Annotated in this window: 14 protein-coding genes; 6 read left to right on the top strand and 8 right to left on the bottom strand. The window is 61.4% G+C overall.

Translation table 11 applies throughout. The features are described 5' to 3' along the window. The first annotated feature begins 1 nt into the window (after position 1). The gene (gene trmL, locus F506_RS03340) at positions 2 to 484 is read left to right on the top strand and encodes a tRNA (uridine(34)/cytosine(34)/5-carboxymethylaminomethyluridine(34)-2'-O)-methyltransferase TrmL (protein WP_053195329.1); all 483 of its coding nucleotides are present in this window, start codon (positions 2 to 4) and stop codon (positions 482 to 484) included. Between the two features lie 68 nt (positions 485 to 552). On the opposite strand, the gene F506_RS03335 is transcribed toward trmL, so the two are convergent. The 4 genes from F506_RS03335 to F506_RS03320 all read right to left on the bottom strand — a co-directional run bounded on the left by F506_RS03335 (position 553) and on the right by F506_RS03320 (position 4,416). Further along, positions 553 to 1,347 (bottom strand): ABC transporter ATP-binding protein, encoded by a 795-nt coding sequence (locus F506_RS03335; protein WP_053195328.1) that lies wholly within the window; start codon positions 1,345 to 1,347, stop codon positions 553 to 555. Between the two features lies 1 nt (position 1,348). Continuing rightward, a complete protein-coding gene (locus F506_RS03330; protein ID WP_053195327.1) occupies positions 1,349 to 2,242 on the bottom strand; it encodes an ABC transporter permease in 894 nt (297 codons plus the stop codon). Positions 2,243 to 2,379: 137 nt separating this feature from the next. Continuing rightward, positions 2,380 to 3,354 (bottom strand): ABC transporter substrate-binding protein, encoded by a 975-nt coding sequence (locus F506_RS03325; RefSeq protein ID WP_053195326.1) that lies wholly within the window; start codon positions 3,352 to 3,354, stop codon positions 2,380 to 2,382. A gap of 72 nt (positions 3,355 to 3,426) precedes the next feature. Next, positions 3,427 to 4,416: an ABC transporter substrate-binding protein gene (locus F506_RS03320; protein ID WP_083457558.1), complete on the bottom strand. Its 990-nt coding sequence runs from the start codon at positions 4,414 to 4,416 to the stop codon at positions 3,427 to 3,429. A gap of 279 nt (positions 4,417 to 4,695) precedes the next feature. Here F506_RS03320 and F506_RS03315 point away from each other — a divergent pair, with 279 nt between their 5' ends. Continuing rightward, complete coding sequence (locus F506_RS03315; protein WP_053195325.1) at positions 4,696 to 5,046, top strand: DUF2946 family protein; 351 nt, start codon at positions 4,696 to 4,698, stop codon at positions 5,044 to 5,046. 50 nt (positions 5,047 to 5,096) lie between these two features. Beyond that, positions 5,097 to 5,603, top strand: coding sequence for a copper chaperone PCu(A)C (locus tag F506_RS03310; protein ID WP_053195324.1), 507 nt, complete (start codon positions 5,097 to 5,099; stop codon positions 5,601 to 5,603). Positions 5,604 to 5,708: 105 nt separating this feature from the next. On the opposite strand, the gene rfaE2 is transcribed toward F506_RS03310, so the two are convergent. The 3 genes from rfaE2 to F506_RS03295 form a co-directional block, all read right to left on the bottom strand. Further along, on the bottom strand, positions 5,709 to 6,182 hold the full coding sequence (gene rfaE2, locus F506_RS03305; protein ID WP_053195323.1) for a D-glycero-beta-D-manno-heptose 1-phosphate adenylyltransferase: 474 nt from the start codon (positions 6,180 to 6,182) through the stop codon (positions 5,709 to 5,711). An 81-nt stretch (positions 6,183 to 6,263) separates the two neighbouring features. Next, entirely contained in the window at positions 6,264 to 7,121 is an 858-nt protein-coding gene (locus tag F506_RS03300; protein ID WP_053195322.1) for a diiron oxygenase, read from the bottom strand. A 140-nt stretch (positions 7,122 to 7,261) separates the two neighbouring features. Continuing rightward, positions 7,262 to 7,999, bottom strand: coding sequence for a PhaM family polyhydroxyalkanoate granule multifunctional regulatory protein (locus F506_RS03295; protein WP_053195321.1), 738 nt, complete (start codon positions 7,997 to 7,999; stop codon positions 7,262 to 7,264). A 116-nt stretch (positions 8,000 to 8,115) separates the two neighbouring features. Between F506_RS03295 and F506_RS03290 the strand changes: the two genes are divergently transcribed. The 3 genes from F506_RS03290 to queC all read left to right on the top strand — a co-directional run bounded on the left by F506_RS03290 (position 8,116) and on the right by queC (position 10,919). Continuing rightward, positions 8,116 to 9,198: a DUF3108 domain-containing protein gene (locus tag F506_RS03290; protein ID WP_053195320.1), complete on the top strand. Its 1,083-nt coding sequence runs from the start codon at positions 8,116 to 8,118 to the stop codon at positions 9,196 to 9,198. Between the two features lie 146 nt (positions 9,199 to 9,344). Further along, a complete protein-coding gene (locus F506_RS03285) occupies positions 9,345 to 10,136 on the top strand; it encodes a DUF3108 domain-containing protein (protein WP_053195319.1) in 792 nt (263 codons plus the stop codon). Positions 10,137 to 10,190: 54 nt separating this feature from the next. Beyond that, the gene (gene queC, locus F506_RS03280) at positions 10,191 to 10,919 is read left to right on the top strand and encodes a 7-cyano-7-deazaguanine synthase QueC (RefSeq protein WP_144423984.1); all 729 of its coding nucleotides are present in this window, start codon (positions 10,191 to 10,193) and stop codon (positions 10,917 to 10,919) included. A gap of 108 nt (positions 10,920 to 11,027) precedes the next feature. Here the strand turns inward: queC and F506_RS03275 are convergent, their stop codons facing one another. Further along, positions 11,028 to 13,283, bottom strand: coding sequence for a penicillin-binding protein 1A (locus F506_RS03275; protein ID WP_235471500.1), 2,256 nt, complete (start codon positions 13,281 to 13,283; stop codon positions 11,028 to 11,030). Positions 13,284 to 13,706 lie beyond the last annotated feature (423 nt).

The following is a 13,706-nucleotide window of genomic DNA, read 5'->3' as shown; positions in this document are numbered from 1 at the left end:
TTTGTTCCACGTCGTCCTGGTCGAACCGGAAATTCCGCCCAACACCGGCAACATCATCCGCCTGTGCGCCAATACCGGCGCGCAACTGCATCTGATCGAGCCGCTCGGCTTCCCGCTTGACGACGCCAAGATGCGGCGCGCCGGACTGGATTACCACGACTACGCCAGCATGCAGGTGCACCCGGACTGGAAGGCCTTCATCGACAAGCGCCGCGCCGACCCGCAATTCGATGAGGCGCGCATGTTCGCCCTCACGACGCATGGCTCGACGCCGTTTGCGAGCGTGGCGTTCCGGCCCGGCGACGTGTTCGTGTTCGGCGCCGAAACGCGCGGCCTGGCGCCGGAGCTGCGCGAATCCTTCCCGACCGCGCAGCGCATCCGCTTGCCGATGCGACCCGACAACCGCAGCCTCAACCTGTCCAACACGGTGGCCGTGGTGGTCTATGAAGCATGGCGACAGAACGGCTTTGCCGGCGGCGCCTGAGATGTGAACGCGAAGCCCCATGGAAAAAGGCCGCGATTGCGGCCTTTTTCACGTTGCAGTGACCCGGCTCAGCCGAGCAGCAAGGCGTCGTCGGACAAGACTTCGCCGCGCGTACGCTCGAACATCTTGAGCAAGTCCGGCACATCCAGGCCGGCACGCTCTTCGCCCGACACATCCAGCACCACTTGCCCCTGATGCAGCATCACGGTGCGGTCGCCGTAGTCGAGCGCCTGGCGCATGCTGTGGGTCACCATCATCGTGGTCAGCTTGCTTTCGGAAACGATCTTGGCGGTCAGCTCCAGCACGAACGCGGCGGTCTTCGGGTCGAGCGCGGCGGTGTGTTCGTCCAGCAGCAGGATGCGCGACGGTTGCAGCGACGCCATCAGCAGGCTGACGGCCTGGCGCTGGCCGCCGGACAGCAGGCCGATGCGGTCGGTCAGGCGCTTTTCCAGACCAAGGTTCAGAATCGACAGCTTTTCGCGGAACAGTTCGCGCATGTTGCGCCTGATCGCGAAGCCGAAGCCGCGGCGCTTGCCGCGCGCCATCGCCAGCGCCATGTTTTCTTCGATGGTCAGCGCTTCGCAGGTGCCGGCCATCGGATCCTGGAACACGCGCGCCACCATGCCGGCGCGATCCCAGGCTTGCTTCTTCGTGACGTCGACACCGTCGATTTCAACGCTGCCGGCATCCACCAGCAGATCGCCGGAAATCGCATTGAGGAAGGTCGACTTGCCGGCGCCGTTGGAACCGATCACGGCGACGAACTGGCCGGTCGGGATTTCCAGGTTGAGGCCGCGCAGGGCGGGATTTTCAATCGGGGTACCCGGATTGAAGGTAATTTTGAGTTCTTTGGCCTTCAGCATGTCAGCCTCCCTTGCGCAGCAGTTTCAGCTTGCGCTTGCCCATCGGCAGCACCAGCGCCAGCATCACCAGCACGGCAGTGACCAGGTTCAGGTCTTGCGCCTGCAGGCCGATGAAATCGCTGTTGAGCGCCAGCGCGATGAAGAAACGATACAGAATCGCACCGAGGATTACGGCCAGCGTGGTCAGCACCAGGCGTCGCGCCGGCAGGATGTTTTCACCGATGATCACGGCAGCCAGGCCGATCACGATGGTGCCGATGCCCATGGAGATGTCGGCGCCCCCCTGGGTCTGCGCAAACAGCGCACCGCCCAATGCGACCAGCGCATTGGCCAGCGCCATGCCGGCCAGCGTGGCGCGGCCGGTGGCGATGCCCTGGGCGCGCGCCATGCGGGCGTTGGCGCCGGTGGCGCGCAGCGCCAGGCCGATTTCGGAAGAAAAGAACCAGTCCAGCAGCAGCTTGGCCACGATCACCACGACCAGCAACACCAGCGGACGCTCGACGTAGTCGGGCATCCAATCGGGCAGCAGGATGCTGAAAATGGTCGGCTCATTGATCAGAGGCACGTTCGGCTTTCCCATCACGCGCAGGTTGATGGAGTACAGCGCAATCATCATCAGGATACTGGCCAGCAGATCCATGATCTTGAGACGCACGTTCAGCCACGCGGTGGTGAAACCGGCCAGCGCGCCGGCCAGGATGGCCACGCCGGTGGCCAGGAACGGGTTGTAGCCGGCGGCGATCATGGTAGCCGCAACAGCGCCGCCGAGCGGGAAACTGCCGTCGACGGTCAAATCCGGGAAGGTGAGGATGCGGAAAGAAATCAGCACCCCAAGGGCGACCAGGCTGAAAATCAGGCCGATTTCCAGTGCGCCCAACAACGTATACAGCGACATAAAAAGGTCTTTCTAAAAAAACACATTCGGCATCGGCTGCTGGCCGATGCCGAATGTCCTCTGAAAATCACGGCATGCGCCGTCGGTAACGCCGCATGCCGTGCTTCAAGATTCCTGCGCCGAGCGGATTGTTCCGATCAGTTGATGACCTTGGTTGCCGATTTGAGGAACTCGGGCGACAGCGTCACGCCCTGTTTCTGTGCAGCGGTGGTGTTGATGTACAGCTCCAGGTTCTTGCTGGTCGACGATGGAATGTCGCCGGGCTTTTCTCCCTTGAGGATGCGCGCCACGATTTTACCGGTCTGGCGGCCCAGGTCATAGAAATTCACGCCCAGTGCGGCCACGGCGCCGCGCTTGACGCTGCCGGTGTCGGAAGCCAGCAGCGGGATCTTGGCGTCGTTGCAAACCTTGGCCAGCGACTCGAAGGTCGACACGACCACGTTGTCGGTGGTGGTGTACATCAGGTCGATCTTGCCGATCAGGCTCTTGGCGGCCGGCGCGACGTCAACCGAGCGCGGCGCGGCGGCTTCCACCAGCGTCATGCCCTGCTTTTCCAGCACGGCCTTGATGGCGTTGAGCGCCGACACCGAATTGGATTCGCCCGGATTGTAGACGATGCCGATACGCTTGGCGGTCGGCAGGACCTTCTTGATGATCTCGACTTGCTTGACCGGATCGAGCATGTGCGACAGGCCGGTCACGTTGGTGCCGGACGGGCCCCAGTCCTTGACCAGTTGCGCCGCGATCGGGTCGGCGATGCCGGAGTAGACGATAGGAATGGTCTTGGTCGACGCCACCAGCGGCTGCGCCGATGGGGTGCCGATGGCGACGATCACGTCAGGGTTGTCGCCGACGAATTTCTTGGCGATCTGGCCGGCGGTGCCGGCGTTGCCCTGAGCGCTCTGGAACTCGAATTTGAAACCCTTGCCGCCCTCGTAGCCTTCGGCCTTGAGCTCGTCGCGGGTGCCGTCGCGCACGGCGTCCAGCGCCGGATGTTCGACGATCGACGTGACCATGACGCTCTTGTCCGCGGCCAGCGCCGGCGCAGCGCAAACAGCCGCCAGCGCCAGTGCGCCGGTGACGGCGCGCAAAGTTTTACTCAGTGTGAACATATCCTCTCCTCTGTGATGCCGTGTATGAAAAAGCGCCTCTAGGCGGGCGCTTGCTTTTTCGCTGATGACTGATTATTTGATGACTGTCTTGGCCGACTTGATCAGGTCTGCCGACAATGTCACGCCTTGCTTTTGTGCAGCGGTCGTGTTGACGAACAGTTCCAGCTTGCTGCTGGTGGCCGAGGCGATGTCGCCCGGCTTTTCGCCCTTCAGGATGCGTGCGACAACCTTGCCGGTCTGACGGCCCAGGTCATAGTAGTTCACGCCCAGTGCAGCAATCGCGCCGCGCTTGACGCTGTCGGTATCGGAGGCGACCAGCGGGATCTTGGCGTCGTTGCCGACCTTGACCAGTGCTTCATAGGCGGACACGACGTTGTTGTCGGTGTTGGTGTAGATTACGTCGACCTTGCCGATCAGGCTCTTGGCAGCCGCACCGACGTCAACCGTGCGTGGCGCGGCAGCTTCGACCAGGGTCATGCCGGACTTGCCGAGCAATTCCTTCATCGCCTTGACGACCACCGCGGAATTGGCTTCGCCCGGGTTGTAGACCATGCCGACGCGCTTGGCGGCAGGCACGACGCGCTTGATCAGGTCGACTTGCTTTTCCAGTTCCAGCAGGTCGGACACGCCGGTGACATTGGTGCCGGAAGGCTTCCAGTCCTTGACCAGTTGGGCGGCGACCGGATCGGTCACGCCGGAATAAACGACCGGAATGGTCTTGGTGGCGCTGACCAGGGCCTGGGCCGAAGGCGTCGCGATGGCGACGATGGCGTCAGGCTTGTCGCCGACGAATTTGCGGGCGATCTGGGCGGCGGTGCCGGTGTTGCCCTGTGCGCTTTGGTATTCCCACTTGAGATTCTTGCCGGCTTCGAAGCCTTCCTCCTTCAGTTCGTCCTTGACGCCGTCGCGGACTGCATCCAGAGCAGGGTGCTCGACGATTGCGGTCACCAGAACTGCCTTGTCCGCAGCCAGGGCCGGTGCGGAACAGACTGCAGCCAATACGAGCGTACTGGCCAACGCATTTACCACGGCTGGCAACGACAGTTTTTTTGTGCTGGACATGAATGTCTCCTCAAAATTATTAGATGAAACCGGCAAAAAGACGGTAAGTCTAGCCTAGCGCCTGCCAACAATCAATTTGCGTCGGCGATTTCAGCGCTGCGGCAAAATCGCATGAAATCACACAAAAGCGGGCCGATTCCAGCAAAAGACTTCATCCGATGCGATCTTTCGCACATCCGTTCGTATTTCACTGAAATTCTGCCCGGCGAGGCATTATCCACGGTAAAACGACTTGCTGCAGCCGTGCAAGAAAAACCCTCTTGCTATAATCTGCGCCCTATGCCGCGCCTCCTCCGCCCCGTCACCGCCTGGATCGCCATCGCCTGCCTGGCGATCGGCAGCCTGTTGCCGCTGGCGTCGATGGCGGCCGCCAAATCGTCGCCCGAGAGGGCCATGGCGATCTGCGCCACCTCCGCCTCATGGCAAAGCCCGACCGGAGCGCCGGGCCAGATGGCGCATGCGCATTGCTTGTACTGCAGCGGCGGCCAACCATTCCACCTGGATTTTCCGGACAGCAATGTCGACGCCTTCCGCGCCGCATTGGTCTACGCCGCGACTCCGGCGCCGCAACGCGTGTCGCAACTGCAGCGGCTGCGTGAAGACAGCTGGGCGCGCGCGCCGCCCGCCTGAGGGACGTACCGCAAGACTGACCTCCCTCTTTCATTTTTCCAAGGATATCCATGTCCCACCGTCACTTATTTTCCCGCCTGGCGCTGGTCGCCGGCATCGCGCTGAGCGCAGCGGCTTCCGCCCATGACTACAAAGCCGGCGACCTTCAGGTCGGCCACCCGTGGGCGCGCCCGACCGTGCCCGGCCAGCCGTCCGGCGGCGCTTACCTGAGCATCGAAAACAAGGGCAAGACCGCAGACAAGCTGGTGTCGGTAAGCTCGCCCGCCGCAAAATCCTCCGAAATCCACACCATGTCCATGGACGGCAACGTCATGAAGATGCGCGAAGTCGGCAGCATCGACATCAAGCCGTCCGAGAAGATTGCCATGCAGCCCGGCAACGGCTATCACATCATGCTGATCGGCCTGAGCCAGCCGCTCAAACTGGGCGACAAGATCCCGCTGACGCTGACGTTTGAAAAAGCCGGCAAGCTGGAAGTGTCGATTTACGTGGAAGACAAGACCGCCGGCAAGGACGCGAAAGGCGCCAAAGACGGGATGGAACACATGCATCATTGATGCTTGCTGCACGAATGAAAAAAGCGGCCTGCAGGCCGCTTTTTTCATCTGCGCTATCTGTCGCTACCTGCGCTTCAAGCGCCGGACTCGCGCCGGACTGACTGCTTACTTGCGCACCTTGGCCAGCAGCTTGGTGGTCGAGCGGTCATGCTCGAACGCGATCGCCACGGATTTGCCGCCGTAAGCCGCCACGGCCTGCCCCTCCGGAATTGCCGTCATGTCGTAGTCGCCACCCTTGACGTAAATCTGCGGGCGCGCCTCCTGCACCACTTCCAGCGCCGTGTCTTCATCGAAAGGCACCACCAGCGACACCGACTCCAGCGCGGCCAGCACCGCCATGCGGTCTTCACAGGTGTTGATCGGACGATCGTCGCCCTTGCCGAGACGCTTGACCGAAACGTCGGTGTTGGCCGCGACCACCAGCGATGCGCCCTGGGCGCGTGCCTGCGCAAGGTAGGTCACGTGACCGCGATGCAGGATGTCGAACACGCCGTTGGTCAGCACCACCGGCTGCGGCAAGGCGGCGACGCGCGCTTGCAGGTCGGCGCGGCTGCAGATTTTTTTCTCGAAATCAGTCATGGACAATTCCAGGCTACGGTTGTTTTTACATGTAAAAAAGCCGCACCTGAGTGCGGCTTTGCCGGTTCGGAGGCGACCCGGTCAGGCGGCGGCAGGATGTGCCGGCGGCGCCATGCGCGTGACGATTTCCTTGCGGTAGCGATTGAGCTCCTGCACGGTCTCGAACGTGCGCTCGAACAGCAGCGACATGTTGTGCAGGATACGGTCAACGACCTTCTTTTCCCACTCGCTGTCGAACCTGATCTGCGTATCGAGCCAGTGCTCCAGCCATTCCGGATCCGGCAGGCGGCTTTGCACGGTGTCGTTCGGGAACAGCGCCTGATTGACGTGCAGGTTGGTCGGATGCAGCGGCTTTTCGGTGCGACGGGCGGATGCCATCAATACGCCGATCTTGGCGAAGGCGGCGCGCGCGGTGTCGCCGACTTCGGTCAGCGCTTTTTTCATATAGCGCAGGTAAGCACCGCCGTGGCGCGCCTCGTCCTGGCTGATGATCTTGTAGATTTGCTTGATGACCGGTTCGGTGTGCCAGTCGGAGGCGCAACGGTACCAGTGGTTCAGGCGGATTTCACCGCAGAAGTGCATCATCAGCGTTTCCAGCGGCGGCGCCGGATCGAATTCGAAGCGCACGTTGTGCAGCTCTGCTTCCGTCGGGGCGAACTCCGGCTTGAAGCGGCGCAGATATTCGATCAGCACCAGCGAGTGTTTTTGCTCTTCGAAGAACCATACCGACATGAAGGCGGAAAAGTCGCTGTCGCCGCGGTTGTCGCGCAGGAACATTTCCGTCGCAGGCAGCGCCGACCACTCAGTGATCGCATTCATGCGAATGGTCTGGGCTTGCTCGTCGGAGAGCAGGGATGCGTCGAATTTGTCCCAAGGAATATCTTTATCCATGTTCCAGCGGACTTGTTCGAGCGATTTAAACAGTTCTGGGTACAGCATTCTGACCTTGCCTATGATTTAACTTGTTGATTTTACCAAGAATTTTCCCCGTCCCCATACTAAAACGGCTTCATTTCAGAATGATGACAAGCGGCAAAGTCTCGCAAATTATGCGGACAAATGTTGTTGTTTTGCGCCGATCAAGGGGATTTTGGCTTGCGGGGGGCTGGCTTGGTTTTGCCAGATTGTACAACAGTCGATTTGGCGCGTGTTCGCGGTTTGGCCGCAGGCTTGGCTTTTGTTGTTTTTTTCGGCGCTGCGGGGGCAGGTTTTTTGACATCTTTTCCGGCCGGAGGCTGATCCGCCAGCACGTTGCCGACCGCCTGCTGGAATTGCTCCTGCAGCAAGTTCCACCAGGCCGTCGGATTGGCCATCGACGCCTGGAAATCGGGTGCAGCGGCGGGCTTACCACCCGAGGCGGATCCCGCGGCTTGAGGCTGCGCGGTCTCTTCCGGCTCGACTTCGGGTTCCGGCTCAGGTTCTGGTTCGGGCGCAGGCTCCGGCGCACGCGCAGTTGCCGGTGCAGCTTCCGCCGCCGGCTTGCCTTGCGGCGGCCATGCCGGAAAGCCGAATGGCGAGCCCGTCTTCGCAGCGGCGCCCTCGCCTTCCCGCGTCGTCAGGATCGCACCCATGGCTTGCAGCGTCGTCAGCGTGGCGCTTTGCACTTCCAGCGTCTGTATCGTGGCGCGCAGCATGTTCATGTTGAGCTCGAGCCAGGAAGCGACGGTTTTGAGGTCGGCTATCTTCTTGTTGATTTCTTCAACCGACAGCGACGGGATGCCCATCGCCGGCGTGCCCATGCTGCCCCACATCTTGCGCATGAATTCCATGGTGTCCGAAATCGATCCGGCGCCGGGCATGTTGTTGTGGTTCAGCATTGCAGTCTCCAATCAGCAAAATGATCACGTAAGGCTTGCGACGATTGTACGTGGTTTGCACAGGTGAGCAACGCATTCCTCGCCTTCCGATCGCGATGGCGCGATACACTTGCGCCATGACAGAAGTAACGGCTTTTCCACCCACCAGGCGCCGGCGCATCGCCGCGCTGATCCTGCTCACCATCGTGCTGCACGTACTGGCCATCCACTGGGGCAAGGACTATTTCAACGCGGCCAATACCGATGAACGCGCGACCTCCAGCGTGAGCGTCACGCTGCATCCGCTGGAATTGCCCAGGCAGCCGGTGTCGCTGCCGATGGCTGCCGCACCCAGGTCGCCGAAAAAACCTGCCAAACCCCGTCCGCCGGCTCCGCCCGTTTCGCCACCGTCCGATGCGGTTACCGCCGTCACAACCGTCGATGCCACGTCGGTGACGGCGAGCGCACCTGTGCCGGAACCGGCTCAAACCCCCGCCGCCACCGCCGAACCGGTTGCGCCCAAAGAAGACAGCCCGGCTCCCGTACAAGGCACGCAATATCAAGTCGATCCGCCCCCGTCGGCGGAACTCGAGTACGACGTGCTGGCGTTCTCCGACAATCTCACCTGGCACGGCACCAGCATGCTGGACTGGAAAACTGCCGGCAACCGCTACACCATCGATGGTGAAGTCTATACACGCCTGTTCGCTAAGATCGCTTTCCTCAATTTCACCAGCAGCGGCGAGATCGGCGCATTCGGCGTCGAGCCCGAGCTGTACACCGAGAAAAAGCGCAACCGCGCCGCCACCAATACGCATTTCAATCGTGAGCGCAATGTCGTCAGCTTTTCGGCCTCGACCACAACGTATCCTCGCGCAGGAGGCGAGCAGGACCGCGCCAGCCTGATCTGGCAGCTGGCCGCCATCGGCCGCGGCGACAGCACCAAATTCGTTCCGGGCGCGGTCATCGACATGTTCGTGGCCGGCGTGCGCGACGGCGAAGTGTGGCGCATGCAGGTCGTCGGGCAGGAACAAATCCGCCTCATCACCGGCGCCGCCCAGGTCTGGCACGTGGTGCGCCAGCCGCGCCCCGGCTCGTACGAGCAACGTCTCGACATCTGGCTGGAACCGGGCCGGCAATGGTATCCGGCACGGCTGCGCTTTACCGAAACCAACGGCGACTATCTGGAATTGTCGCTGTCCGGGCTTAAAACCCCATGACAAAAAAGCCTGCGTCAAAAACTCTATAAACTAGCGCCATCGAGCGTGGTCGAACAAATCCGCAACGCTCCGAAAAACCTTAGGCACGCTTTTCCCGTCATACGCACCATCCGCGGGATAGTTGCCGAATTTTCAAGTGATTCCACATGCATAGTCAAACCGTTAACATTTCCTCACGCTGCGTCCTGTCGCGCCTGCTCTGCGCCCTGCTGCTGTGCGTCACCGCCGCCACATCCTCCCTGGCCCTGGCCGCCGATCCTGCCCAACATCCGGTGCTCAAGCGCAAGGTCAATCTGCCGCCGTCGGCCGACCTTCACTACAACATCGAAGCCAAGCAAAGCGGCTTGCAAGTCACCGGCGAATCGACCGTGAAGTGGAGCAACGCCAACGGCAAATACAGCGTCGTCGCCGAAACGCGCGCGATGCTGGTCGGCAAGATCCTCGAAGCCACCAGCGAAGGCGACATCGATGAGTACGGCCTGGCGCCGGCGCGCTTCGTGGAAAAACGCTTCCGCCGCGAACCGTCCACCACCACCTTCAATCGCGAGCTGCGCACCATCAACTTCACGCAATCGGCCGAGACTTATCCGCTCAAGGGCGGCGAGCAGGATCGCACCAGCATCATCTGGCAACTGATCTCGGTGGCGCGCGGCGCGCCGGAGAAATTCACCAACGGTTCAGAATGGCAGTTCTTCGTGGCCGGTCCGCGCGATGCCGAACAATGGAGCTTCAAGGTAGTCGGCCGCGAAAAGATCAAGACCCGGCAAGGCGAAGTCAACGCCGTGCATATCTTCCGCGCGCCGCCACCGGACGACAAGAGCCAGAAGCTCGACATCTGGCTGACGCCGTCCTCGGACTGGTATCCGGTGCGCCTGCGCTTCACCGATCCCGATGGCGACTTCATCGAGCAAACGCTCGACAACGTCAGCAAAAAATAGACACTGGCAACAGAGATCTCCAGCCTCACGACCCATCAATAAAAAGACAGAAACATGAACATCGCAACAACGCCACGTCCCTCCTTGCCGCACCGCGCACTGGTCCTGTTCAGCGGCGGCCAGGATTCCACCACCTGCCTCGCGTGGGCGCTTTCGCGCTATGAAAAAGTCGAGACCATCGGCTTCGACTACGGCCAGCGCCACGCCATCGAACTGAAAGTCCGCCCGGCGCTGCTGGAGAAAATGCGCGGTTTTTCAAACGATTGGAACAACAGGCTCGGCGAAGACCACATGGTCGATCTGTCCCTGATCGGCCAGATTTCCGACACCGCGCTGACGCGCGACGTCGCCATCTCGATGCAGGAAAACGGCCTGCCCAACACCTTCGTGCCGGGTCGTAATCTGCTGTTCATGACGGTCGCAGCGACGGTGGCGTATCGGCGCGGACTCGACGTGCTGGTTGGGGGAATGTGCGAGACCGATTTCTCGGGTTATCCGGATTGCCGCGACGACACCATGAAGGCCTTGCAAGTGGCGCTCAACCTCGGCATGGCGACGCATCTCAAGGTCGAAACGCCACTCATGTGGATCGACAAGGCTGCCACCTGGCGCCTGTCCGAAGAGCTCGGCGGAAAGGCGCTGGTCGACCTGATCCGTTCGGATACGCACACCTGTTATCTGGGCGAGCGCGGTGCGCTGCACGACTGGGGTTACGGCTGCGGCAAGTGTCCGGCCTGCGAGCTGCGTGCGCGCGGTTATCAGCAATACGCACAGACCGCATGACGACCTGAACACGATATTCAGACGTAAAAAAACGGCAGGGTTGGATAACCCTGCCGTTTTCTTTTGCGCCTTCGGATTACCGATAACCGATAGGTGATGTTGCGGCCGTCAGAACAATTCGTTCTTCATCTGGTTCTTGGCTTTTTCTTCTTCCGGCGATGCTGCCGCGCCATGTTCGCCCAGGCCCAGGTCGCGCACGCTTGCGCTCGGCGGATATTCAGCATAGTAGTACTCGCCGCCGGACTCGATCAGGCCGGAAGGCACGGTGCGGTCAACCATCGGCACGTCCTTGAGCGCCTTCTGCATGTAGCTGATCCAGATCGGCAACGCCAGGCCGCCGCCGGTTTCGCGGTCACCCAGGCTTTTCGGCTGGTCGTAGCCCATCCAGGCGATGCCGACCAGGTTCGGCTGGTAACCGGCGAACCAGGCATCCATCGAATCGTTGGTGGTGCCGGTCTTGCCTGCCAGATCGGTGCGCTTGAGCGAGAGCGCCTTGACCGCGGTGCCGTGACGCACGACGTCGCGCAGCATGCTGTCCATCACGAAGGCGTTGCGCGCGTCGATGACGCGGTTGGCTTCGTCGCCGGAACGGGCCGGCTGCGCCTCGGACAAGGTGTTGCCGTTGTTGTCGGTGATCTTGGAGATCAGGTAAGGATTGATCTTGTAGCCGCCATTGGCGAAGACCGAGTACGCGCCCACCATCTGCAGCGGCGTCACCGCGCCTGCGCCCAGCGCCAGGGTCAGGTAAGGCGGGTTCTTGTCGGCGTCGAAGCCGAAGCGCGTGATGTACTCCTGCGCATACTTGACGCCGACACGTTCGAGGATGCGGATCGACACCAGGTTGATCGACTTTTGCAGCGCGCGGCGCATCGAGATCGGGCCTTCGAACTTGCCGCCGTAGTTCTTGGGCTGCCACACCTGGCCGCCGGTCTGGGTGAACGTCAGCGGCGCATCATTGATGATGGTGGCCGGCGACAAGCCTTTTTCCAGTGACGACGAATAGATGAACGGCTTGAACGACGAGCCCGGCTGGCGCCACGCCTGGATCACGTGGTTGAACTTGTTGCGGTTGAAGTCGAAGCCGCCCACCAGCGAACGGATCGAGCCGTCGTTCGGATCGAGCGAGATGAACGCCGATTCGACTTCCGGCATTTGCGTGACGATCCAGTTCTTGCCGTCCTGGAAGACGCGGATGATGGCGCCGCGCTTGATCTTCTTCTGCGGCGGCGCTTTCTCGCTGAGCAGGTTGCCGGCGAAGCCGAGGCCGCTGCCGGAAATCTTGATCTCGTCGCCGGTCGCCAGTACCGCAGTGATTTCCTTGGTGGTCGCTTCCAGCACGACGGCGGCGATCAGGTCGTCGCTGTCGGGATGGTCGGCCAGTTCGGATTCGATGGCGTCGTCGGCTTCCTCCTTCGAGGCGGTCGGAATCTCCATGTAGCCTTCCGGACCGCGATAACCGTGGCGGCGTTCGTAGTCGATGATGCCGCGACGCAGCGCCAGGTAGGCGGCGTCCTGATCGGCCTTGGTGATGGTGGTGAAGACGTTGAGGCCGCGCGTGTATGTGTCGTCCTTGAACTGCGCGTAGACCAGTTGGCGCGCCATTTCCGAAACGTATTCCGCATGCACGCCAAAGGCGGTGCTGTCGGTCTTGACCTTCAGTTCCTCATCCTTGGCCTGGGTGTATTGCTGGTCGGTGATGTAGCCGAGCTGGCGCATGCGCAGCAAGATGTATTGCTGGCGCGCATGGGCGCGTTTCGGATTGACCACCGGGTTGTAGGCTGACGGCGCCTTCGGCAAGCCGGCCAGCATGGCGGATTCGGCAATGGTCAGCTCCTTGAGCTGCTTGCCGAAGTAGATCTGCGCCGCCGAAGAAAAACCGTAGGCGCGCTGCCCCAGATAAATCTGGTTCATATAGACCTCGAGGATCTGGTCCTTGGTCAGGTTGCGCTCGATTTTCCAGGCCAGCGGAATTTCGTAGAGGAATTTGCGCGAAGCCTTTTGCAGGAAGGTCGGTTCATTGCTGGTGAGGAAGAAATTGCGCGCCACCTGCTGCGTGATGGTGCTGGCGCCGCCGCCGCCGCCCGACAGGTTGGCGAACGAAGCGCGCACGATGCCCTGATAATCGACGCCGCCGTGCTCATAGAAGCGATCGTCTTCAATCGCCAGCACGGCCTTCTTCATGATGTCCGGTATGTCCTTGATGTGCACCAGGTTGCGGCGCTCTTCACCGAACTCGCCGATCAGCACGCCGTCCGCGGAGAATACGCGCAGCGGAATCTTGGGACGATAGTCGGTTAGCGTGTCGAGATCGGGCAGCTTGGGATAAGCCAGCGTGACCACGAAGCCCAGTACCAGCACCGCCATCAGCACCAGCGCCACCAGCACGCCGATGCCGCCCAGCAGTACGCGCAGGACCGGATGCAGGCGCTTTCTGGCTTTCTTGACGGGAGCGGAGCCGGAGCCCGGAGCGGCTGCAGGCGCGGAGGCACTCGCAGGATTCGGTGTTGCGTCAGCGGGTTGCGAAGCTGGCGCTTTGCCGTTGTTTTCTGGGGTGGTCATGCGTGTGAGACTGGTGAGAAAGACAATCCTCCCATTATAACGACTTGCGGGAAGGTGAAATCCGGCAATTCTCCGGAAACGGGCCGGGCATGCTGACCTGCGGCGCCGGTGGTCGTGATCGGAACCGTCCGGCGCAATGGAATCGTTGCTCAGAAACCGTTTACGCCGGAAAGTTTCTCACCGCCTGTCGTGATATCACCGGGTAAATTGCTTTACAGACAACAAATG

The organism is Herbaspirillum hiltneri N3 (genome assembly GCF_001267925.1).
Taxonomy (GTDB): Bacteria; Pseudomonadota; Gammaproteobacteria; order Burkholderiales; family Burkholderiaceae_D; genus Herbaspirillum; species Herbaspirillum hiltneri.
The sequence above is the reverse complement of the archived record's forward strand: the minus strand, read 5'-3'. Positions and strand labels throughout refer to the sequence as shown.

What these genes read in the sequence shown, in the direction of transcription:
- F506_RS03300 (WP_053195322.1), bottom strand. Translation starts at nt 7,121, where the DNA reads ATGCTGTACCCAGAACTGTTTAAATCGCTCGAACAAGTCCGCTGGAAC.
- F506_RS03310 (WP_053195324.1), top strand. Translation starts at nt 5,097, where the DNA reads ATGTCCCACCGTCACTTATTTTCCCGCCTGGCGCTGGTCGCCGGCATC.
- F506_RS03320 (WP_083457558.1), bottom strand. Translation starts at nt 4,416, where the DNA reads ATGTCCAGCACAAAAAAACTGTCGTTGCCAGCCGTGGTAAATGCGTTG.
- F506_RS03275 (WP_235471500.1), bottom strand. Translation starts at nt 13,283, where the DNA reads ATGGCGGTGCTGGTACTGGGCTTCGTGGTCACGCTGGCTTATCCCAAG.
- F506_RS03315 (WP_053195325.1), top strand. Translation starts at nt 4,696, where the DNA reads ATGCCGCGCCTCCTCCGCCCCGTCACCGCCTGGATCGCCATCGCCTGC.
- F506_RS03325 (WP_053195326.1), bottom strand. Translation starts at nt 3,354, where the DNA reads ATGTTCACACTGAGTAAAACTTTGCGCGCCGTCACCGGCGCACTGGCG.
- queC (WP_144423984.1), top strand. Translation starts at nt 10,191, where the DNA reads ATGAACATCGCAACAACGCCACGTCCCTCCTTGCCGCACCGCGCACTG.
- F506_RS03330 (WP_053195327.1), bottom strand. Translation starts at nt 2,242, where the DNA reads ATGTCGCTGTATACGTTGTTGGGCGCACTGGAAATCGGCCTGATTTTC.
- F506_RS03295 (WP_053195321.1), bottom strand. Translation starts at nt 7,999, where the DNA reads ATGCTGAACCACAACAACATGCCCGGCGCCGGATCGATTTCGGACACC.
- F506_RS03335 (WP_053195328.1), bottom strand. Translation starts at nt 1,347, where the DNA reads ATGCTGAAGGCCAAAGAACTCAAAATTACCTTCAATCCGGGTACCCCG.
- F506_RS03285 (WP_053195319.1), top strand. Translation starts at nt 9,345, where the DNA reads ATGCATAGTCAAACCGTTAACATTTCCTCACGCTGCGTCCTGTCGCGC.
- rfaE2 (WP_053195323.1), bottom strand. Translation starts at nt 6,182, where the DNA reads ATGACTGATTTCGAGAAAAAAATCTGCAGCCGCGCCGACCTGCAAGCG.
- F506_RS03290 (WP_053195320.1), top strand. Translation starts at nt 8,116, where the DNA reads ATGACAGAAGTAACGGCTTTTCCACCCACCAGGCGCCGGCGCATCGCC.